We start from the raw sequence: 22,377 nt of genomic DNA on the forward strand, positions 1-22,377 counted from the left end.
CGTAGCCGCATGTGGGGGCGCCGGGCACACCGTGCCTGCCTGGCCTACCATCGGCGGCATGACCGCGACAGTCGCGAGCGCGGGGCGATGAGCGTTCTCACCGAGATCCTCGACGGGGTCGGGATCGATCTTGCCGCCCGCGAGCAACAGACCTCTCTGGCAGATCTCAAGCGGCGGGTGGAACGCGTTCCCGACCCGAAGGACGCGCTTGCCGTCTTCCGGGACTCCCGGGTCTCGGTGATTGCCGAGGTGAAGCGCCGTTCCCCCTCGAAGGGGGAGCTGGCGACCATCACCGACCCCGCTGCCCTCGCCACCGAGTACGAGGCGGCGGGCGCCGCCGCGGTGAGTGTCCTGACCGAGCAACGGCGCTTCGGTGGCTCCCTGGCCGACCTCGACGCCGTGCGTCGCGCGGTGGACGTCCCGCTGCTGCGCAAGGACTTCATCGTGTCGCCCTACCAGGTCTTCGAGGCCCGGGCGCACGGGGCGGACATCGTCCTGCTCATCGTCGCGGCGCTGGACCAGCCGCGGCTCGTCGGCCTGCGCGAGCGGATCGAGTCCCTGGGCATGACGGCGCTGGTCGAGGTGCACGACGAGGCGGAGATGCTGCGGGCGCTGGACGCCGGCGCCCAACTGGTCGGGGTGAACGCCCGCGACCTGCACACGCTGAAGATCGATCGGAGCACCTTCGCCCGGCTCGCGCCGATGGTGCCCCCGGAAGTGCTCGCGGTCGCCGAGTCCGGCATCCGGGGGCCGCACGATCTGCTCGCCTACGCCGCCGCGGGGGCGGACGTGGTACTGGTCGGCGAGGCAGCCGTCACCGGCGATCCTCGTCAGACGGTCGCCGATCTGGTGGCGGCCGGCGCGCATCCGGCGGCCCGGGTCGGGCGCTGAGGCCACCGGCGCCCGTGCCCTGGTGCCCGTGCCCTGGTATCCGGGGCTCGGCCCTATACAGTCGCACCGTGACCATCCGAACCGCTGCCGAGTCAGTTCGCCCCGCGGCCGCCGGAACCGGGACGCCGTCGGGCTCCGGTCTGGTCCGTCCGGACGCATCGAGCTGGCAGGCGTTCCCGGACTCTTCGGGGCACTTCGGGCGTTTCGGTGGTCGCTTCGTCCCCGAGGCCCTCATGGCGGCGCTGGACGAGCTCACCGCAGCCTACGCGGCGGCCAGGGTGGATCCCGGCTTCACCGCGGAACTGGACGGGCTGCTGGCGAGCTACGCGGGCCGGCCCACTCCGCTCACCGACGCCCACCGGCTCACCGCGCACGTTGGCGGTGCCCGCATCCTGCTCAAGCGTGAGGATCTCGCGCACACCGGTTCCCACAAGATCAATAATGTTCTCGGGCAGTGCCTGCTGACCCGGCGGATGGGCAAGACCCGGGTTATCGCCGAGACCGGAGCCGGTCAGCACGGTGTTGCCACGGCCACCGCCTGCGCCCTGCTCGGCCTGGACTGCGTCGTCTACATGGGCGAGGAGGACACCCGCCGGCAGGCCCTCAACGTCGCCCGGATGCGCCTGCTCGGCGCCGAGGTCGTCGCGGTCACCTCCGGCAGCCGAACCTTGAAGGACGCCATCAACGAGGCCATGCGCGACTGGGTGGCCACCGTTGACACGACCCATTACTGCATCGGGTCGGTGATGGGCCCGCATCCGTTCCCGATGCTGGTCCGCGACTTCCAGCGGATCATCGGGGTCGAGGCGCGCGCCCAGGTGCTCGACCGTGTCGGCCGACTGCCCGACGCCGTCGTCGCCTGCGTCGGTGGCGGCTCGAACGCGATGGGCATCTTCCACCCGTTCATCCCCGACGTCGAGGTCGCGCTGATCGGCTGCGAGGCCGGGGGGGACGGGGTCGCCACCGGTCGGCACGCCGCGGCGATCGCCGGCGGTTCCGCGGGCGTGCTGCACGGCATGCGGACGTTCCTGCTGCAGGACGAGTTCGGGCAGACCCAGGTCTCCCACTCGATCTCGGCGGGTCTGGACTACCCTGGCATCGGCCCCGAGCATGCCCTGCTGCACGAGACCGGTCGGGCGAGCTATCGGGTCGTGGACGACACTGCCGCGATGGAGGCGCTCGCGCTGGTGGCCCGTACCGAGGGCATCCTGGTCGCGATCGAGAGCGCGCACGCCTTCGCGGGTGCCCTCGACGTCGCCCGGAAGCTCGGTCCGGGCACGCTTGTCGTCGTCAACTGCTCCGGTCGGGGGGACAAGGACGTCGACACCGCCGCCCGCTGGTTCGACCTCCTCGACGAGGCCGATGCCGTCGGCGGTCCGGCGCGACCGGCCTGAGGGACCCTGAGGGACCCTGTCTCGGGACCGGCAGCAACCAAGACGGGACGCACAGAACGCGCAGGACAGACAGGCCATAAAGGCCCTCGGGCTCGACGGAACGGACGCACGGTGCAGAGTCGGTTGGACGCAGTGTTCGCGGCGGCTCGCGAGGAGGGGCGGTCGGTGCTGGTCGGCTATCTGCCCGCGGGATTCCCGACGGTGGACGGGGCGATCGAGGCCATGCGGGCCATGGTGGCGGTGGGAGTCGACGTTGTTGAGGTCGGCCTGCCCTACTCCGACCCCACCATGGATGGTCCGGTGATCCAGGACGCGGCGGATGCGGCCCTGCGCGGCGGGGTCACGACGCGGGACGTGATCCGCACCGTCGAGGCCGTCGCCGCGACGGGGGCCCCGGCCCTGGTCATGTCCTACTGGAACCCGATCGACCGCTACGGCGCGGCCTCGTTTGCGGCCGATCTGGCCGCCGCCGGGGGCGCCGGGGCAATCACTCCGGACCTGCCGCCCGAGGAGGCCGGGCCCTGGCTCGACGCGTGCGCCGCGCACGGCCTGGCCCCGGTGTTCCTCGTCGCTCCCAGCTCCTCGGACACCCGTCTCCGGCTGGTCGCCGGCGTCGCGCGCGGCTTCGTCTATGCCGCCTCGCTGATGGGTGTCACCGGGACCCGGGCGGCGGTCGGCGAACGGGCGGCCGATCTGGTCGCCCGGGTGCGGTCCGCCACCGAGCTCCCGGTGGCGGTGGGGCTCGGGGTGAGCACCGCGGCGCAGGCCGCCGAGGTCGCGGGCTTCGCCGACGGTGTGATCGTCGGCTCCGCGCTGGTGAAGGTCCTGCTTGAGGCGGAACGTTCCGGAGCCGGCGCCTCAGCGGGCCTCGCCGGAATCCGTCGGCTCGCCGCGGAACTCGCCGGAGGGGTGCGCGCTCCCGTTTCGGCGTGAACTCCCGGCCGTCCCGACCCGGCCGTCACATCTGTCGCCCACATCGAGTATTGCCCGCATCGAGCGCCGCATATATCACCCCGCCGCGCACCGAGCGAGACACGTGACTGTGCGACACGTGGCCGGGGCACCCCGCGCGTGATGGACGGGTCCACGGGATAGCCTGGCGACCGTGGTTCTCGCCGCTATTCCCAGCCCATCGCGTGGCGTGGTGCATCTCGGGCCGGTGCCGCTGCGTGCCTACGCCTTGATGATCATTATTGGCGTCTTCGTCGCCGTATTCGTGACGGGAAGAAGGCTGCGCGCCCGCGGCATGGATCCCATGGTGGCCAGCGAGGTCGCCTACTGGGCCGTCCCGTTCGGCATCGTCGGCGCCCGCGTCTACCACGTGGTCAGCACTCCGGCCGTCTATTTCGGCCGGGACGGCAACGTGCTGGACGTCATCAAGATCTGGAACGGCGGGCTGGGTATCTGGGGCGCCATCGCGGGCGGGGCCTTCGGCGCGTGGCTGGCGACCCGGCGCTACGGCATCAGCCTCGCCCTGTTCGGCGACGCCGCGGCGCCGGGCATCATCCTGGCCCAGGCGATCGGACGCTGGGGCAACTGGTTCAACCAGGAGCTGTACGGCAAGGCGAGCACCCTGCCCTGGGCGGTGCGCATCGACGAGAAGCACCAGATCATCCCCGGCGTGTCCACCTATCAGCCGACCTTCCTCTACGAGTGCCTGTGGAACCTGGTGGTGGCCGGGATCCTGTTGGTCGTCGATCGGCGGCACCGGCTCGGCCGCGGCAAGCTGTTCTGCCTCTACGTCGCGCTCTACACGTTCGGCCGGTTGTGGATCGAGATGCTGCGCATCGACACGGCGAACCAGATCCTCGGGCTGCGGGTCAACATCTGGACCTCGATCGTTGTCTGTCTGGGGGCGTTGCTGGCGCTGGCGGTCACCCGCAGTCCCGTGGATCCGAATCTGTCCAGGGAGGAGCAGGAGGCCCTCGGAATCGCCCGTTCCCGGCCCGCGGCGCGGTCCACGGTGACGACTGCCGGTACCGCCGACCAGCGGGCGGCCGGTCCCGATTCGGCTGGTCCCGATTCGGTCGATCCTGATCCGGCTGGTCCCGATCAGGCCGATCCTGGTTCCGCCGGGTCGGTGCCCGATGCCGCGGTGCCCGATGCCTCCGGGCCGACCACCGCCACCACCACCGCCGCCACCACCACCACCGCCGTACCGGCTGGTTCGCAGCAGAGCCGCGGCCTGGCGACGAGATTGCCGGCGAGCGGTGGGCACACGTCGGCCGCGGCCGTTCCGCCGGAGGAGCCGCAGCTGCCCTGATGAGACGCCGGAGACGCCTGAGACGCCGTCTCCGGCGGGGCCCCGGGCGTCGGCTGGACCGTCGACCTTCCCCTACTTGTAGTGACCGAGGCCGGGCGGGGAGGTATGACGTCATCTGGCGGTGATCTCCTGGACATATTTGATCGCGGCGCATGAGCGGGCCGCGTGGCACACTCGGTAGAGACACGGGGCGCCGGGCCAGCGTCGCCGTGCCGTCACACCACTCGGACAGCGTTGTCCGCACCCCCTTCAGCCCCTGAAGATGGACAGGACTTCGCCGGATGCCGAGTGCGCAAGGTCTTTACGACCCCACCTTCGAACACGATGCCTGTGGCGTCGGCTTCGTCGTCGATGTACACGGCAGGCGCAGTCACGAGCTGGTCGAGCAGGGCCTGACCGTGCTGCGTAACCTCGACCACCGGGGTGCCTCGGGCAGCGACCCGGACACCGGCGACGGAGCCGGCATCCTGGTGCAGGTCCCCGACCTGTTCCTGCGTGACGTCGTCGACTTCACGCTGCCCGCCCCGGGGCGTTACGCCGTCGGGATCGCCTTCCTGCCGCAGGTCTCGGGGGAGCGGGACGAAGCCGTGCGCACCATCAGCCGCATCGTCCGCCAGGAGGGGCTGCGGGTCCTCGGCTGGCGTGAGGTGCCGGTCGTCAGCCACATCATCGGGCACGCCGCCCACGAGGTTGAGCCGCGGATGCGGCAGCTGTTCCTCGCATTGCCCGGTAGTCTGCCCGCCGCCGGTCCGGTTGAGGGCGGCGCGGGGGACGGGTTCGACCAGGCCGACCTCGAACGTCGGGCGTTCTGCGCCCGCAAGCGGATCCGCCGGGAGACCGGCGTCTACTTGGCGTCGCTGTCGTCGCGGACCCTGGTCTACAAGGGGATGCTCACCACCCACCAGCTCTCGGTCTACTTTCCCGACCTCGACGACCCCCGGTTCACCAGTGCCATCGCGCTGGTGCACAGCCGGTTCTCCACGAACACCTTCCCGAGCTGGCCGCTGGCGCACCCGTACCGGTTCGTCGCCCACAACGGGGAGATCAACACTGTCCGCGGGAACCGGAACTGGATGCGGGCCCGCGAGGCGCTGCTCGCCAGCGACCTGATCTCCGGTGACCTCTCCCGGCTGTTCCCCGTCTGCGCGGACGGGGCGAGCGATTCGGCGAGCTTCGACGAGGTCCTGGAACTGCTGTACCTGGGCGGTCGCAGCCTGCCGCACGCGGTGCTGATGATGATCCCCGAGGCGTGGGAGAACCACACCGAGATGGACCCGGCACCGCGCGCCTTCTACCAGTTCCACTCCACGCTGATGGAGCCGTGGGACGGCCCGGCCTCCATCGCGTTCACCGACGGGACGGTCATCGGGGCGGTGCTCGACCGTAACGGGCTGCGGCCCTCGCGGTACTGGGCCACCGACGACGGCCTGGTCGTGATGGCCTCCGAGGTGGGCGTGCTCGACATCCCGCCGCACAAGGTGGTGCAGAAAGGCCGGCTCCAGCCGGGGCGGATGTTCCTGGTGGATACCGCCGAGGGGCGCATCGTCAGCGACGAGGAGATCAAGTCCGAGCTCGCGAACGCGGCGCCGTACGCGGAGTGGCTGCACGCCGGTCTGATCGAGCTGGACGACCTGCCCGAGCGGGAGCAGCTCCTCTACGGGCGCTCCTCGGTGCTGCGTCGCCAGCAGGTGTTCGGCTACACGCTGGAGGAGCTGCGCGTGCTCGTCGCGCCGATGGCGCGCACGGGCGCGGAGCCGATCGGCTCGATGGGCACCGACACGCCGGTGGCGGTGCTCTCCAGCCGTCCCCGGCTGCTGTTCGACTATTTCACCCAGTTGTTCGCGCAGGTCACCAACCCGCCGCTGGACGCGATCCGCGAGGAGTTGGTGACGAGCCTGGGCCGGGTGCTCGGCCCGGAGGGCAACCTGCTCGCGCCGTCCCCGGCGTCCTGCCGGATGGTGCACCTGCCCTATCCGGTGATCAGCAGCAGCCAGCTTTCGAAGATCATCGGCATCAACGACGACGGTGACATGCCCGGCTTCGCCTCGGTGACGGTCCGTGGCCTGTATGACGTCGACGGGGGCGGCGCGGCGCTCGCCGCCCGGCTGGCGGAAATCTGCGCCGGGGTCAGCGAGGCCATCGCCGACGGTGCCCGCATCGTCGTGCTCTCTGACCGGGACTCCGACACGCGCAAGGCCCCGATCCCGTCGCTGCTGCTGACCGCCGCCGTGCACCACCACCTGATCCGGGAGCGGACCAGGACGAAGGTCGGCCTCATCGTCGAGTGCGGTGACGCCCGTGAGGTGCACCACATCGCGCTGCTCACCGGCTACGGCGCCGCGGCGGTCAACCCGTACCTGGCATTCGAGTCGATCGACAGCCTCATCGCCGAGGGCGAGATCGTCGGGGTGTCCCGGGAGCAGGCCGAGGAGAACATGATCAAGGCGCTCGGCAAGGGCGTGCTGAAGGTGATGTCCAAGATGGGCATCTCGACGGTGGCGAGCTACACCGGTGCCCAGGTCTTCGAGGCGATCGGGCTGTCCCAGGAACTGATCGACGCCTATTTCGCGGGTACCCCGTCGCGCCTCGACGGCATCGGACTCGACGTCATCGCGGCGGAGGTGGCAGCGCGGCACCGGCGGGCCTATCCGCCGATCGCCTCCGAGCACGCGCACCGCACGCTCGAGGTCGGCGGCGAGTACCAGTGGCGCCGCGAGGGTGAGCTGCACCTGTTCAACCCGGAGACCGTCTTCCTGCTCCAGCACGCCACCCGTACCCGGCAGTACGAGACCTTCCAGAAGTACACCGCCCGGGTCGATGGTCTGTCCCGGGAGAACGCGACGCTGCGGGGTCTGTTCGAGCTGCGTACCGGGGTGCGCACGCCGGTGCCGATCGAGGAGGTCGAGCCGGCCTCGGAGATCGTCAAGCGGTTCGCGACCGGCGCCATGTCCTACGGCTCGATCAGCGCCGAGGCGCACGAGACGCTGGCTATCGCCATGAACCGGCTCGGCGGGAAGTCGAACACCGGCGAGGGCGGCGAGGACGCGGAGCGGTTCACGCCGGACGCGAACGGGGACCTGCGCCGCTCCGCGGTCAAGCAGGTCGCCAGCGGCCGGTTCGGGGTGACCAGCGAGTACCTCGCCAACGCCGACGACATCCAGATCAAGATGGCCCAGGGGGCGAAGCCCGGCGAGGGGGGGCAGCTTCCTGGCCACAAGGTCTACCCGTGGATCGCGAAGACGCGGCACTCGACGCCCGGTGTCGGGCTCATCTCCCCGCCGCCGCACCATGACATCTACTCGATCGAGGACCTCGCCCAGCTCATCCACGACCTGAAGAACGCCAATCCCAAGGCCCGGGTGCACGTCAAGCTGGTCGCCGAGGTCGGCGTCGGCACGGTCGCCGCCGGGGTCTCCAAGGCGCACGCCGATGTGGTGCTGATCTCCGGGCACGACGGCGGGACGGGCGCCTCGCCGCTGACCTCGCTGAAGCACGCGGGTGCCCCCTGGGAGCTGGGGCTGGCCGAGACCCAGCAGACGCTGCTGCTCAACGGCCTGCGCGACCGCATCGTCGTGCAGGTCGACGGGCAGCTGAAGACCGGCCGCGACGTCATCGTCGGGGCGCTGCTGGGGGCCGAGGAGTTTGGTTTCGCCACCGCCCCGCTGGTGGTTGCCGGCTGCGTGATGATGCGCGTCTGCCATCTCGACACCTGTCCGGTCGGTGTGGCGACCCAGAACCCGGAACTGCGCAGGCGGTTCACCGGCAGGCCCGAGTTCGTCGAGGCCTTCTTCACCTTCATCGCCGAGGAGGTGCGCACTTACCTCGCCGCGCTGGGCTTCCGCAGCCTGCAGGAGGCGGTCGGCCGGGTCGACCTGCTCGACGCCCGCGCCGCCGTCGACCACTGGAAGGCCTCCGGCCTCGACATCACCCCGTTGCTGCACACCCCGGAGCGGCCCTTCGGCGGCTCGCTGAACTGCACGTCCAGCCAGGACCACGGGTTGGACAAGGCGCTGGACAACTCGCTGATCCAGCTGTGCGAGGGAGCGCTCGACGACGGCCGGCCGGTCTGGCTGGAGATGCCGATCCGCAACGTCAACCGGACCGTGGGCACCATGCTCGGCTACGAGGTGACGAAGCGCTTCGGCGCGGCGGGGCTGCCCGACGACACGATCCAGCTGCGGTTCACCGGCTCCGCGGGGCAGAGCTTCGGCGCCTTCGCGCCCCGCGGCATGACACTGACCCTCGAGGGCGACGCGAATGACTACGCCGGCAAGGGCCTGTCCGGCGGCAAGATCTTCGTCTTCCCGCCGAAGGAGTCCCCGCTGCGGGCCGAGGAGAACATCGTCGCCGGTAACGTCCTGCTCTACGGGGCGACGGGCGGCGAGGCGTTCTTCCGCGGAATCGTCGGCGAGCGGTTCTGCGTGCGCAACTCCGGGGCGACCGCGGTGGTCGAGGGGGTCGGCGACCACGGCTGCGAGTACATGACCGGCGGCACCGTGCTGGTGCTCGGGGCCATCGGGCGCAACTTCGCCGCGGGCATGAGCGGCGGCGTGGCCTACCTGTACGACCCGGTCGAGGCGCGGATCAACACCGAGATGGTGGACGTCGAGGCGCTGGACGACGCCGACGAGACGATCGTGCGGGACCTGCTCGTCCGGCACCGCCGGGAGACCGGTTCGACGGTGGCCGCCCGGCTGTACACCGACTGGGACACCGTGCGCGGGTCGTTCCGTAAGGTGATGCCACGGGACTACAAGCGGGTGCTGACCGCCATCCGGCAGGCGCAGGAGCAGGGGCTCGTCGCCGACGAGGTCATCATGGCGGCGGCTCGTGGCTGACCGGGCCGCCAAGCACGACCCGACCATCATCGCGATCGCACGGACCCGACAGGAGCGGCATGGCTGACCCGACCGGCTTCCTCAAGCACCGCAGGGAGCTGCCGAAGCGCCGTCCCGTGGACGTCAGGATCACCGACTGGCGTGAGGTGTACGAGTCGTTCCCCGAGGAGCATCTGCGCACGCAGGCCAGTCGGTGCATGGACTGCGGCATCCCGTTCTGTCACGAGGGCTGTCCGCTCGGGAACATCATTCCGGAATGGAACGACCTGACCCGGCGCGGCGACTGGGTGGACGCCATCGAGCGGCTGCATGCGACGAACAACTTCCCCGAGTTCACCGGGCGGCTGTGCCCGGCGCCGTGCGAGGCGGCCTGCGTGCTCGGCATCGGCGACGATCCGGTGACCATCAAGCAGGTCGAGGTCAGCATCATCGACCGCGCCTGGGCCGACGGCACCGTGGTCCCGGTTCCGCCGTCGCTGCGTACCGGCAAGCGGGTGGCGGTCGTGGGCTCCGGCCCGGCCGGTCTCGCCGCCGCCCAGCAGCTCACCCGGGCCGGCCACGAGGTCGTGGTCTATGAACGGGCCGACCGGATCGGCGGCCTGCTCCGCTACGGCATCCCCGAGTTCAAGATGGAGAAGCGGGTCTTGGACTGCCGGCTCGCGCAGATGGCGGCCGAGGGCACGTCGTTCGTCACGTCCTGCAACGTCGGCCTCGACATCTCCGCGGACGAGCTGCGTTCCTCCCACGACGCGGTGGTCCTCGCCGGGGGATCGACGGTCGGCCGGGACCTGCTCGTTCCCGGCCGCCAGCTGGGTGGCATCCAGCTGGCGATGGAGTTCCTGGTGCCCGCGAACCGGGTCGCGCAGGGGGACCTGCCCGAGTCGCCCATCTCCGCCAAGGGCAAGAACGTGGTCATCATCGGCGGCGGTGACACGGGCGCGGACTGCCTGGGCACCTCCCACCGCCAGGGCGCGCTCTCCGTGCACCAGCTCGAGATCATGCCCCGGCCGCCGGAGCTGCGGGCCCCGGCCAACCCGTGGCCGTCGTACCCGATCATCTACCGGGTCTCCAGCGCGCACGAGGAGGGCGGCGAGCGGGTCTTCGCCGTCTCCACCGAGCGCTTCCTCGGTGACGAGGACGGCAACGTGCGGGCGCTGCGCATGCACGAGGTGCGCCTCGTCGGCGGGAAGTTCGAGAAGGTCGAGGGTACCGACACCAAGCTGCCCTGCCAGCTGGTGCTGCTCGCCATGGGGTTCACCGGTCCGGAACAGTCCGGCCTGCTGACCGATCTCGGGGTGGAGCTGGACGCGCGCGGCAACGTGGCGCGCGACGCCGGGTGGGCCTCCTCGGTCCCCGGCGTGTTCGTCGCCGGGGACATGGGACGCGGGCAGTCGCTGATTGTCTGGGCGATCGCCGAGGGACGTGCCGCGGCCGCCGCCACCGACCGCTGGCTGATGGGCAGGACGGACCTGCCCGAGCCCATCACGCCGACGCGTCGCTGACCGGGAGCCTGCCGGCCCCGGCGTGCGGCCGGAACATCGGAGCACTTTTCGGCCGAAGATTCATGTGATCTGCCTTGCTCCATGCCGGATCCGCGGCGATTGACCGGACTCGCCGACCGGCCTGGTGACCTGCGGCGGTACCGTTCAGTGCCATGAGGCTCGTGCTGCTCGGTCCACCCGGCTCCGGCAAGGGAACCCAGGGCGCTCGCATCAGCGCCCGGCACGGCATCCCCTCGATCTCGACCGGTCGGCTGTTCGACCGGCAGATCGCCGCGGGTACGCCGCTGGGCCATCGCGCGGAGCGCTACGTCCGCGCGGGCGAGCTGGTCCCCGACGAGATCGTGCTCGACATCGTCGCCGACCGGCTCGAGAGTGGCGTCGACTGTGCGGTGGGGTTCCTGTTCGACGGGTTCCCCCGGACCTACCCCCAGGCCGAGGCGTTGGACCGGATGCTCGTGGTGACCTGCGGCCCGCTCGACGCGGTCGTCGACGTCGACGAGGTGCTCGACCGCATCCGGCGCCGGTCCCGCACCGAGGACCGGGTCGACGACGCGGAGGACACCGCCCGTCGCCGGTTGAAGGTCTTCGAGCAGGAGACCGCACCATTGCGCCGCTACTACCAGCGGGGTGGCCTGCTGCGCACGGTGGACGGTTCCGGCAGCCCGGACGAGGTTGCGGCCCGCATCGAGGAGATGCTGGCGGACGTCGCCCATCCGGGTCTGCGGGCCCATCCGGGTCTGCGGGCCCGGCCAGGTCTGCCTGTCTGTCGGTAGGCCATGGGTCGCCGAGGAGGGGAGCGGGGGCGCCTCGCCCTCGTCGCCCTCGTCGTGCTCTGCTGGCTGCCGCTGGTCGTCGTCATCACCGCGTGGCGGACCGTGCTGAACCCGGCCTTCTACTCGCAGTCGCTGAACCGGGCCGACGCCTTCGACCGCGTCTACACCCAGGTACTGCCCGATCCTGCGGTCGACACGTTGCTGGCCGGCCTCCCGGTCGACAGCTCCCTCGTCACCGCGAACCTGCGCACGGTGCTGCCCCCGTCGACGATCCAGGCGATGACCGACGAGCAGATCAACCGGATCGTCGACTACCTGCGGGCCGACACGGACGACGTCGAACTCGCCGTCGATCTCCGGCCGATCTTCGACAACATCTCGGGCCTGGCCAACCGGTACGTCGCCGGTGAACTGGGTGCCGGCACCAGCTACCAGGTCACCACCGTGCAGGAGTTCACCCACGATGTCGTCACCGCGCTCGACGACATCGCCGCCGGGCGCCCGCCGAAGTCCCTGCCCGCGATCGAGCTCTCCCCGCAGGACACCGACCGCGTCCTGCCCGTGGTGCTGGACCGGGTGGACGCCGACACCCGGGCGCGCATCGAGGCTCCGCTGCGCGCCCTGCTGAGGTCGGGCAACATCGCCGGAGCGCTGGCGCTGGTCGGTCCGGAGGTCTTCCGGGGCGACGAGACGGCCATCGGCCGGCTCCAGGCGTATCTCCACGGATCCACCCTCGATCTCGGGGTCCGCCTGTCGGATCTGCGTGACCGGCCGATGATCGTCGCGATCGACCGGCTGCACGACGTCGCCGCGACCCTGGTGTGGGTCTCCCTCCTGCTCGCCCTGATCATGACGGCGGCCATGGTCAGCATCGTCGTGCTGGCCGGGCTGCGGGGGGTGTCCCGGGTCCGGGCCGCGACCGGTGCGGTGGTCCTCGCCGGCGTTGGTGCCGGGCTGCTCGGCGTCGTCCTGCGCATCGCGCTGCCGAATCCGCTGACCTCGCTGGACAGGCCGTCGTCGCCCCTGCCGCCGGGAGCCGGCGCAGTGCTGGTCGACTTCTCCTCGCGCGCCTACGGCACGCTCGAGAGCGACTTCCTGCGGATCGTGGCCTGGACGCTGGTGGCCGGCCTGGTCGGCTACGGATTGTCGCGGCTCGTCGCGGTGTCCGCCCGGTGGAACCGGACCGGCCGGCGGCGCCGGGTCGCCACGGCGTTCGCCCTCGCGGCGCCCCTGATGATCATCGTGACCTGGACGGCCTTCCCCGGCGCCGCCGCCGAGGCCCGCAAGCTCTGCAACAGCCAGCAGGCGCTATGCGACCGGCGCTATGACCAGGTGAGCTACCTGGCCACCCACAACGCGATGGCCACCAGCGAGGACCGGTTTCTCGGGCCTGCCCAGGACCCGGCGATCACGCACCAGCTCGACCTGGGGGTGCGCGCCCTGCTGCTCGATGTGCACCACTGGACATCGCCGACCCAGGTCGACGCTTATCTGCAGACCCTGCCGCCCGCGACCCGCGACGCGCTCGCCCCGCTGACGCGAGGCGCCCGGTCGGAACGCCCCGGCACCTGGCTGTGCCATGACCTGTGCCAGCTCGGCTCCCTCGACTTCGTGGCGGAGCTGACTCGGGTCCGGGACTGGATGAACCGCAATCCCACCGAGGTCGTGACGCTGATCATCCAGGATAATGAGGTGCCGGCGAGCGAGATCGCCGGCGGCGTGGCGGCCGCGGGCCTCGCGGGGATGGTGACGACGCCGCCGGAGGATCCGCATGGCCGATGGCCGACCCTGCGCGAGATGGTTGCCTCGGGCCGACGCCTGGTGGTCTTCACCGAGCGGCAGGACCTGCCGGGCACGTTCCTGCGCAGCTTCTACCGGTACGCCGAGGACACTCCGTTCGATGCGAAGAAACCCGAGGATCTGCGGACCTGCGCCCGCAACCGGGGCGTGGACGGTGCCTCGCTGCTCCTGATGAACCACTGGCTCACCGCCGCCGCGCCCAGCCGCCGTGCCGCCCTCGGCGCGAACGCCGCCGAGACCGTGTTCACCCGGGCACAGCATTGTCGCCAGGAGCGCGGGCGGATCCCGACGTTCGTCGCGGTCGACTTCGCCACGATCGGTGACGCGCAGGCGGCGGTGGACCGGCTCAACCGCGTTCGCGGCGGTGCCGGTTCCTGACCCTCGGCCAGCCGGTGGGAGCATGTCCGGGCGGTCATGCGTTGACCTGCGAGGAACCATCTAGTGATACGTCACCGTGCGAGGGAGCCCAGGTGCCGATCTGGAACCAGCTGCGTCAGTCCGCCCAGACGATGCAGGGCCAGCTGAACGCCAAGAAAAACGACCTGAAGAGCGGTGCCTTCCGCGATGCCAGCATGGCGATGTGCGCATTGGTCGCCGCGGCGGACGGGACCATCGACCCGGCCGAGCGGCAGCGGGTCGCCGCGCTGATCATCTCCAACGACGTGCTCAACAACTTTCCCGCGGATGATCTCCAGCGTCGCTTCAACGACTATGTCGGCAAGCTGCAGGCCGATTTCGAGTTCGGCAAGGTCTCCATCCTCCAGGAGATCGGGAAGACGAAGAAGAAGCCGGCGGAGGCCAGAGCGGTCATCCAGATCGGGATCGTCATCGGCGGGGCCGATGGCAACTTCGACAAGACGGAGCAGGCCGTCGTGCGGGAGGCGTGCTTCGCGGTCGGCATCAACCCGGAGGAGTTCGACCTCTGAGCCGGACCGGCCGCACTGCACCGAACCCGTCACCCCGTCACCCCGTCACCCTTCCATCGGCATAGAGGACACGTGGGACCAGCCGATGCCCTGCTCGCGGGCGGGGCGGGTCTGCTCGCGGGCGCGGTGAACACGATCGCGGGCGGCGGGACCCTGATCGCCTTCCCGGCGCTGCTCGCCACCGGTCTGCCGGCGCTGACCGCCAACATCACCTCATCGGTGGGGCTGGTCACCGGGTACGCCGGTGGGGCGCTGGGCTACCGCCGCGAGCTTGCCGGGCAGGCCGTCCGGCTGCGTGCCCTGGGACCGCCGGCTCTGCTCGGCGGTCTGGCCGGCGCCGTTGTGCTGCTGGCCACGCCCTCCGACAGCTTCCGGGCGCTGGTTCCGTACCTGGTGCTGGTCTCCTGTCTGCTCCTGGCGGCTCAGCCCCGGCTCGCGGCCGTGGTGGCACGCCGGAGAGCCAGCACGGCGGCGGGTGGCGGGCCGCCGGAGTCGGCGCCATCCGGGCCATCCGGTTCGCCCGCGGCCGCATTGCTGTCGCCCGCCTCCGGTTCGCTCGCCTCCGACCGGGTGACCTGGCCGACTCGGCTCGGGATCTTCGTCGCGGGAGCCTACGGATCGTATTTCGGCGCGGGGCTCGGGGTGCTGCTCCTTGGGGTGCTGGGCATTCTGCTCACCGACGACCTGCAGCGCACCAACGCGCTGAAGACGCTGCTCGCGTTCGGGGCCAACGCGGTGGGAGTGGCGGTCTTCCTGGTCACCGCGAAGGCCTCGTGGGGGTTCGCCGGCATCCTCGTGGTCGCATCCCTGCTCGGTGGGACGATCGGTGCCCGGGTGGCCCGCCGGCTACGACCGAACGTTCTACGTGGCGTGGTCATCACGCTCGGTGCGATCGTGGCGATCGCGTTGCTGATCCGTGGCTGACCAGCCGGCCGTCCGTTGAACCGGCCGTCCGTGGACTATCTTACGTTATCGGACGGTGCACGCCGTCGTTATCGTACATTCGCGCAAGCAACTCGGCCAGGTAGCGGCTACTCTTCCTAAGCCGGCTTGAGGAAATGGTTCCGGTGACAGCCGGCTGGGTTACCGGTGGGCCCTACGTTCGTCGTCCTCCTGTGAGGAGTTATCCACAGGTGGCCTGCGGCGCTGGATTACCGGGGCTACCTGATGGATTCTCGGTCCATGACGTTTTCCGCTTCGGCCTCGTCCCCGCCGACCCGTCCCGTGCGCTATCCAGGTTTCGACCCCGCGGTCCGCATCGCCGGTCGCCAGGGGGGTGCGATCACCTACCGGCAGGCGATGGCCGCTGGGTTGACCCGCGGCCAGCTGCGCCAGCTCGTCCACTCTGGCCAGTGGAGCCATCCGGTGCGCGGTGTCTTCGTCGTACCTCTCGGCCCGACGGAGCTCCCCGGCTCCGTCGACGACGTCCCGCGGCCGGGGGGCCGGCGGCGCGCCGAGCATTCTGAAATCCGGGAGAAGGAATCCGCCGGACTTGTCCGGAACGACGTCGCGTGCCGACGAAGAAAGCGCCATGGTGCCATCACCGCGGGCCCCGGACACGCGGCGTCGGTCGTCGGCGGTGAAAATACAACGCCGATTCTCCCGGTCTTCTTCTCGCCATTTTCGGCACGGGTACGGGCCGCGCTCATCGGGCGTCCCCGAGCCGTCGTCTGCGGGATCACCGCCGCCCGGCTCCACGGTTTTCCGCTCGAGGTTCCGGAAAGCTCCGCCGAACCCGTGCACCTTCTTCTTCCGGCTCGGCAGACCCGGGCCCAGCCGCGCGGGATCCGGCTGCACTTCAGCGATCTCGACGTCGACCAGCGCGTCGAGCTGGGTGGGATCCCACTCACCTCGCCGGAGCGGACGCTGGCGGATCTCGTGCTGGCCGCCCAGTCGCGTGAGGTGGCGGTCGCCCACCTGGCGCAGCCCTGCACCGCGGCCTGGTGCCGAGCCTGGCGGGGGCACGGGCGGCAGCCGAGGGGCGGCGCGGTTTCCGGCAGACGACCGACTGGTGGTCGCTGGCCGACGGCCGGGCCGAGACCCCCCTGGAGACCCGGCTGCGGCTGCTGCTGGCCGACAACGGGCTCGCGCCCGTGGAATTGCAGTGGCCGGTCATGGACGGGACCGGCCAGATCATCACCCGGCTGGATCTCGCCTGGCCTGCGCAGCGACTCGACGTGGAGGCGGACACCTTCTCGGCCACCAGCCCGCCGGCGATGATCTACCAGGACCGTCATCGCGGCAACATCCTCGCCGCGCTGCGCTGGACGGTGCTGCGCTTCAGCGTGGCCGACGTGACCTGGCATCCGGAGCGGGTCGTCTCGGCGGTGACCCGGGTCCTGGCGGCGCGGGCGGCCGAGCGGGCCGAGGCGTCCAGAGTGGTCGCTGAGGCGTCCGCCGCCGGCACAGCCGCGGTGGCTGAGCGGCTGTGGGCATCGTGAGCAGGGACACGATCCGGCGAAACGCGCGCAAGGCGTTGTGACGGGAAGTACATTCCAGGCCGCCTGGGCCCCCCGGGCCTACGATCCGGAACATGAGCGTTCCATCGGCCGGGTTGTCGCTGGCCGCAGACTTTCCGGAGGCGACGCGCGCCGATTGGCAGACGCTCGTCCTGCAGGTGCTGCGCAAGTCCGGCGTGGCGACCGAGGCGACTACTCCCGGCGAAGTCGAGGAGCTGTTGGCCACGCGGACCTACGACGGTCTGCGGATCCGTCCGCTCTACATCGCCGAGAACACCCCCGCCGGCGGGGGTGGGCCTGCCGGGGTTCGCCCCGTTCGTGCGGGGTGGGCGGGCGCAGGGCGCGGGCACCGGCGGCTGGGATGTCCGCGCGCTGCATGACAACCCCGATGCCACGCTCGCCGCCGAAGCGGTCCTCGCCGATCTGGAGAACGGCGCCACCTCGCTCTGGCTGCGGCTGGGGCCCGCCGGTCTGCCGATCGGCGGGCTCGGTGCGGTGCTGCGCGAGGTCTACCTCGACCTCGCGCCGATCGTGCTGGACGCGGGGGAGCTCACCGCCGCGGCCGCCGAGGAGTTCTTCGGCCTCGTCGCCGCCCGCGGCCTGCCCGGTTCGCAGCTCACGGGCAGCCTCGGCGCCGACCCGATCGGTCTGGCCGCGCGGACCGGCCTGCCGGCCGGCGGCCCGGTGGGCCTCGCCGAGGCGGTGTCGCTCGCCGGCCGGTGCGTGCGGGAGTTCCCCGGGATCCGCGCCCTCGTCGTCGACGCCCAGCCGTACCATCGCGCGGGTGGCAGTGACGCCGAGGAGCTTGGGGCGTCACTGGCCACCGGCGTCGCCTACCTGCGGGAGCTCACCGAGGCCGGCCTGAGCCTTGCCGAGGCGCTTGCCCAGATCGAGTTTCGCTACGCGGTCACCGCCGATCAGTTCTCCTCGATCGCGAAGCTGCGGGCCGCCCGCCAGTTGTGGTCACGGGTCGCCGAGGTGTGCGGCGCTGAGCCGGCCGACCGGGCCCAGCGTCAGCACGCGGTCACCTCGGCGGCGATGATGACCCGCCGGGATCCCTGGGTGAACATGCTGCGCACGACGCTGGCCTGCTTCGGCGCCGGTGTCGGCGGCGCCGAAGCGGTCACCGTCCTGCCGTTCGACACGCGCCTCGGCCGGTCCGACGACTTCTCCCGCCGGATCGCCCGCAACACCCAGGCCCTCCTGCAGGAGGAGTCGAGCCTGATCCGGGTGACCGACCCGGCAGGTGGCTCCTGGTACGTCGAGTCGCTCACCGCCGAGCTCGCCGAGGCGGCCTGGGCCTGGTTCACCGAGATCGAGCGGGCCGGCGGGATCGTCGCCGGCCTGCGGTCCGGGCTCGTCGCCGAGCGGATCGCGGCCACCTGGGCGACGCGCTCCGACGCGATCGCCCACCGGCGGGACCCGATCACCGGGGTGAGCGAGTTCCCGAACCTGGGCGAGAAGCTCCCCGAGCGGCCCGCCGTGCCTACTGCGAGCCCCGTGCCCGCTGTGAGCCCCGCCGGCGCCGGAGGGGAGGCCGCCACGGCGGTGGGCGCCGGGCTGCCGGAGGTCACCTACGACCTCACCTTCGAGGAGCTGCGCGCCCGTTCCGACGCGCACTTGGCGGCGACGGGCGGCCGGCCCGTGGTCTTCCTGGCCACCCTGGGCAGCGCGGCGGCCTCGACCGCGCGCGCCACCTTCGCCGCCAACCTGTTCCAGGCGGGCGGGTTCGAGACTCCGACGTCCGGCCCGGGCACGGACCCGGCGTCGATCGCGGCGGCGTTCAGCGCCTCCGGGGCCACCGTGGCCTGTCTGTGCTCGGCCGACAAGGTATACGCCGAGCACGCTGGGCCGGTCGCCGAGGCGCTGCGGGCCGCCGGGGCGAGCCGGGTGTGGCTCGCGGGCCAGGCCGGTGCGCGCGCGCGGACCGATGCCGCCGCGGGCATCGGCGGATACGTGTTCACTGGATGCAATGCCGTCGCCGTGCTGCGGGCGGCGCTCGCCGAGGTTGGGGTGGCCTGATGTCCACGGACAGCTCGCAACGTGCCACGATGGTCCCGGACTTCTCCGCGGTGGAGCTGGGCACCACGCCGGCCGGGGCGGACGCGGCGGAGGGTGAGTGGCGGGCCGCCCTGGAGGCGGCGACCGGCAAGGACGCCGACGCGCTGACCTGGGATACCCCCGAGGGCATCGCGGTGAAGCCGCTCTACACCGCCGCCGACACCGCGGGCCTGGACTTCCTGGGCACCTACCCGGGGATCGCGCCCTTCCTGCGCGGCCCATACCCGGCGATGTACGTCACCCAGCCGTGGACCATCCGCCAGTACGCCGGGTTCTCCACCGCCGCCGCGTCGAACGCCTTCTACCGGCGCAACCTCGCCGCCGGGCAGAAGGGCCTGTCGGTCGCCTTCGACCTGCCGACCCACCGCGGCTACGACAGCGACCACCCGCGGGTCACCGGCGACGTCGGCATGGCCGGCGTCGCCATCGACTCCATCCTCGACATGCGCCAGCTGTTCGACGGTATCCCGCTGGACAAGATGAGCGTGTCGATGACCATGAACGGCGCCGTGCTGCCGGTGCTGGCGCTCTACATCGTCGCGGCCGAGGAGCAGGGGGTGGCCCCGGGGCAGCTCGCCGGGACCATCCAGAACGACATCCTCAAGGAGTTCATGGTCCGCAACACCTACATCTACCCGCCGCAGCCGTCGATGCAGATCATCTCGGACATCTTCTCCTTCACCTCGCGGCGGATGCCGCGGTTCAACTCGATCTCGATCTCCGGCTACCACATGCAGGAGGCCGGGGCGACGGCCGATCTGGAGCTCGCCTACACCCTGGCCGACGGGGTCGAGTACATCCGGGCAGGGCTGGGCGCGGGGCTGGACATCGATGCGTTCGCACCAAGGCTGTCGTTCTTCTGGGCGATCGGCATGAACTTCTTCATGGAGGTCGCCAAGCTGCGCGCGGCCCGGCTGCTGTGGTCGCGGCTGGTCAACCAGTTCACCCCGAAGAGCGCCAAGTCGCTGTCGCTGCGGACCCACTCGCAGACCTCGGGTTGGTCGCTGACCGCCCAGGACGTGTTCAACAACGTGGTGCGCACCTGCGTGGAGGCGATGGCCGCCACCCAGGGGCACACCCAGTCGCTGCACACCAACGCCCTCGACGAGGCACTGGCCCTGCCGACGGACTTCTCGGCCCGCATTGCCCGCAACACCCAGCTGCTGCTGCAGCAGGAGTCCGGCACCACCCGGGTGATCGACCCGTGGGGCGGCAGCTACTACGTCGAGCGGCTCACCCACGACCTGGCCCGCCGGGCCTGGGAGCACATCGACGAGGTCGAGGCCTCGGGCGGCATGGCGCAGGCCATCGACGCTGGGATCCCGAAGATGCGTATCGAGGAGGCCGCCGCCCGCACCCAGGCCCGCATCGACTCCGGCCGCCAGCCGCTGATCGGAGTGAACAAGTACCGCGTCGACGCGGACGAGGGCATCGAGGTGCTCAAGGTCGACAACTCGGCGGTGCGCGCCGAGCAGATCGAGAAGCTGCGCCGGCTGCGCGCCGACCGTGACCCGGCCGCGGTGGAGGCGGCGCTGCACGCCCTGACCGCGGCGGCCGCCGCGGCCCGCGACGGGCGCCGCGGCCCCGGGCTGGAGCAGAACCTGCTGGCGCTCGCCGTCGACGCGGCCCGGGCTCAGGCGACGGTCGGGGAGATCTCCGACGCGCTGGAGAAGGTCTACGGGCGTCACGCGGGCCAGATCCGTACCATTTCCGGGGTGTACCGGGACGAGGCGGGACCCGCCGGCAACATCGTCGCCGCCCGCGAGGCCGCCGCAGCCTTCGAACGCGCCGAGGGTCGCCGGCCCCGGATCCTGGTCGCGAAGATGGGCCAGGACGGTCACGACCGCGGCCAGAAGGTGATCGCCACCGCGTTCGCCGACCTCGGCTTCGACGTGGACGTCGGCCCGCTGTTCCAGACCCCGGCCGAGGTCGCCCGCCAGGCCGTCGAGGCGGACGTCCAGATCATCGGCGTCAACTCGCTGGCCGCCGGCCACCTCACCCTGGTGCCCGCGCTGCGTGAGGAGCTCGCCGCGCTCGACCGGCCCGACATCCTCATCGTGGTCGGCGGGGTCATCCCTCCCGGTGACTTCGACGAGCTGCGGGCCGCCGGCGCCGCCGCGATCTTCCCGCCCGGCACGGTCATCGCCGACGCCGCGCTGGACCTGCTCGCGACCCTGTCGGCCCAGCTCGCTCACCCCGCTTACCCCGCGGCCTGACCCGCCCCGAGTGACGGCAGATCCGGCATGGTGACCCGACGACCGATCGATCCGGGTGAGTACGCCGACGGGGTGCTGGCCTCGTCGCGGACCTGGATCGCGCGGGCCATCACCCTCGTCGAGTCCACCAGGCCCGACCACCAGGAGCTCGCCCAGCAGCTGCTGGTGACGTTGCTGCCGCACGCGGGCAAGGCCCGTCGGATCGGCATCACCGGGGTGCCCGGGGTGGGCAAGTCGACGTTCATCGACGCGCTGGGCACCATGCTCACCGGGAAGGGAAACCAGGTGGCGGTGCTCGCCGTCGACCCCTCCTCGACGCGTACCGGCGGCAGCATCCTGGGGGACAAGACCCGGATGGCGGCGCTGTCCACCGATCCGGCGGCGTTCATCCGGCCCTCGCCCACCGCGGGGACGCTCGGTGGCGTCGCCAAGGCGACCCGCGAGGCGATGGTCGTCATGGAGGCGGCGGGCTACGACGTTGTCCTGGTCGAGACGGTCGGCGTCGGCCAGTCGGAGACGACCGTCGCTGACATGGTCGACACCTTCCTGTTCCTGACCCTGGCCCGCACGGGGGATCAGCTCCAGGGCATCAAGAAGGGGGTGCTGGAGCTCGCCGACGTCATCGCGGTGAACAAGGCCGACGGGCCGCACGAGCTCGACGCCCGCCGTGCCGCCCGGGAACTCGCCGGCGCGCTGCGGCTGCTGCAGGGCTCCGCCGGTCTCCGGGACTGGAACACCCCGGTGCTGACGTGCAGCGCGGTGGAGCGGACGGGGCTGGACACTGTCTGGGCGCAGATCGTCAAGCATCAGGACACCCTCGACGCCTCCGGCGAACTCGCCGCCCGCCGCCGCCGCCAGCAGGTCGACTGGATGTGGGCGATGGTCCACGATCGGCTGCTCGCGGGCCTGCGGGCCGATCCAGGGGTCCGCGAGATCACTCCGGACCTTGAACGGCGGGTCCGCGACGGCACCCTCACTCCGAGCCTGGCCGCCGACGCCATCCTCGCCGCGCATGACGGCCTGGCCGCGCACGAGGGCCGGGCCGCGGCACCCTCCGACGCCGCGGAAAGCCGCGACGGAAAGCCGCGACGGAAAAGCGTGGAGGGTTAGGAACGGTCCACGGCCGCTGGACTGTGCCCAACCCTCCACAGTTCCGTCCACGGCAGGCCGGTCGGGCCGGGGCTCGGCACCGTCCGGCACCATTCGGCAACTCAGGGACCTGCTCACCGGCTCAACGGGAGCCGGAAATATTTT

The 22,377-nt window shown here is 71.3% G+C and carries 13 protein-coding genes and 1 pseudogene; all 14 read left to right on the top strand.

Going from position 1 to position 22,377, the window contains the following annotated elements:
• Positions 1-87: 87 nt before the first annotated feature.
• On the top strand, positions 88-891 hold the full coding sequence (trpC, locus tag AC08OX_RS00910) for an indole-3-glycerol phosphate synthase TrpC (protein ID WP_476606044.1): 804 nt from the start codon (positions 88-90) through the stop codon (positions 889-891).
• 68 nt (positions 892-959) lie between these two features.
• Positions 960-2,285: a tryptophan synthase subunit beta gene (trpB, locus tag AC08OX_RS00915; RefSeq protein WP_476606045.1), complete on the top strand. Its 1,326-nt coding sequence runs from the start codon at positions 960-962 to the stop codon at positions 2,283-2,285.
• Positions 2,286-2,396: 111 nt separating this feature from the next.
• Complete coding sequence (gene trpA / locus AC08OX_RS00920; protein ID WP_476606046.1) at positions 2,397-3,218, top strand: tryptophan synthase subunit alpha; 822 nt, start codon at positions 2,397-2,399, stop codon at positions 3,216-3,218.
• A gap of 172 nt (positions 3,219-3,390) precedes the next feature.
• A complete protein-coding gene (lgt, locus tag AC08OX_RS00925; protein WP_476606047.1) occupies positions 3,391-4,548 on the top strand; it encodes a prolipoprotein diacylglyceryl transferase in 1,158 nt (385 codons plus the stop codon).
• Between the two features lie 281 nt (positions 4,549-4,829).
• On the top strand, positions 4,830-9,386 hold the full coding sequence (gene gltB / locus AC08OX_RS00930) for a glutamate synthase large subunit (RefSeq protein WP_476606048.1): 4,557 nt from the start codon (positions 4,830-4,832) through the stop codon (positions 9,384-9,386).
• Positions 9,387-9,445: 59 nt separating this feature from the next.
• A complete protein-coding gene (locus tag AC08OX_RS00935) occupies positions 9,446-10,888 on the top strand; it encodes a glutamate synthase subunit beta (protein WP_476606049.1) in 1,443 nt (480 codons plus the stop codon).
• Positions 10,889-11,040: 152 nt separating this feature from the next.
• Positions 11,041-11,661: an adenylate kinase gene (locus AC08OX_RS00940; RefSeq protein ID WP_476606050.1), complete on the top strand. Its 621-nt coding sequence runs from the start codon at positions 11,041-11,043 to the stop codon at positions 11,659-11,661.
• Positions 11,662-11,664: 3 nt separating this feature from the next.
• Positions 11,665-13,839, top strand: coding sequence for a phosphoinositide-specific phospholipase C-related protein (locus AC08OX_RS00945; protein WP_476606051.1), 2,175 nt, complete (start codon positions 11,665-11,667; stop codon positions 13,837-13,839).
• A 92-nt stretch (positions 13,840-13,931) separates the two neighbouring features.
• Positions 13,932-14,387 carry a tellurite resistance TerB family protein gene (locus AC08OX_RS00950; RefSeq protein WP_011437394.1) on the top strand — a complete coding sequence of 152 codons (456 nt, stop codon included), beginning with the start codon at positions 13,932-13,934 and terminating at the stop codon, positions 14,385-14,387.
• A gap of 72 nt (positions 14,388-14,459) precedes the next feature.
• Positions 14,460-15,311, top strand: coding sequence for a sulfite exporter TauE/SafE family protein (locus tag AC08OX_RS00955; protein ID WP_476606052.1), 852 nt, complete (start codon positions 14,460-14,462; stop codon positions 15,309-15,311).
• A 1,019-nt stretch (positions 15,312-16,330) separates the two neighbouring features.
• The gene (locus tag AC08OX_RS00960) at positions 16,331-16,828 is read left to right on the top strand and encodes an endonuclease domain-containing protein (RefSeq protein ID WP_476606067.1); all 498 of its coding nucleotides are present in this window, start codon (positions 16,331-16,333) and stop codon (positions 16,826-16,828) included.
• 92 nt (positions 16,829-16,920) lie between these two features.
• A pseudogene (locus AC08OX_RS00965) lies at positions 16,921-18,868 on the top strand (methylmalonyl-CoA mutase subunit beta).
• Complete coding sequence (gene scpA / locus AC08OX_RS00970) at positions 18,868-21,123, top strand: methylmalonyl-CoA mutase (RefSeq protein WP_476606053.1); 2,256 nt, start codon at positions 18,868-18,870, stop codon at positions 21,121-21,123. The pseudogene AC08OX_RS00965 and the gene scpA overlap by 1 nt, the downstream one beginning before the upstream one ends.
• Positions 21,124-21,150: 27 nt before the next feature.
• Complete coding sequence (meaB, locus tag AC08OX_RS00975) at positions 21,151-22,233, top strand: methylmalonyl Co-A mutase-associated GTPase MeaB (protein ID WP_476606054.1); 1,083 nt, start codon at positions 21,151-21,153, stop codon at positions 22,231-22,233.
• Positions 22,234-22,377: the final 144 nt, after the last annotated feature.

The organism is Frankia sp. CoBUL1 (assembly GCF_978021245.1).

Excerpts from the sequence above, each read along its gene's own strand:
- AC08OX_RS00935 (WP_476606049.1), top strand. The coding sequence starts at position 9,446 with ATGGCTGACCCGACCGGCTTCCTCAAGCACCGCAGGGAGCTGCCGAAG.
- trpC (WP_476606044.1), top strand. The coding sequence starts at position 88 with ATGAGCGTTCTCACCGAGATCCTCGACGGGGTCGGGATCGATCTTGCC.
- AC08OX_RS00945 (WP_476606051.1), top strand. The coding sequence starts at position 11,665 with ATGGGTCGCCGAGGAGGGGAGCGGGGGCGCCTCGCCCTCGTCGCCCTC.
- AC08OX_RS00940 (WP_476606050.1), top strand. The coding sequence starts at position 11,041 with ATGAGGCTCGTGCTGCTCGGTCCACCCGGCTCCGGCAAGGGAACCCAG.
- meaB (WP_476606054.1), top strand. The coding sequence starts at position 21,151 with ATGGTGACCCGACGACCGATCGATCCGGGTGAGTACGCCGACGGGGTG.
- gltB (WP_476606048.1), top strand. The coding sequence starts at position 4,830 with ATGCCGAGTGCGCAAGGTCTTTACGACCCCACCTTCGAACACGATGCC.
- scpA (WP_476606053.1), top strand. The coding sequence starts at position 18,868 with ATGTCCACGGACAGCTCGCAACGTGCCACGATGGTCCCGGACTTCTCC.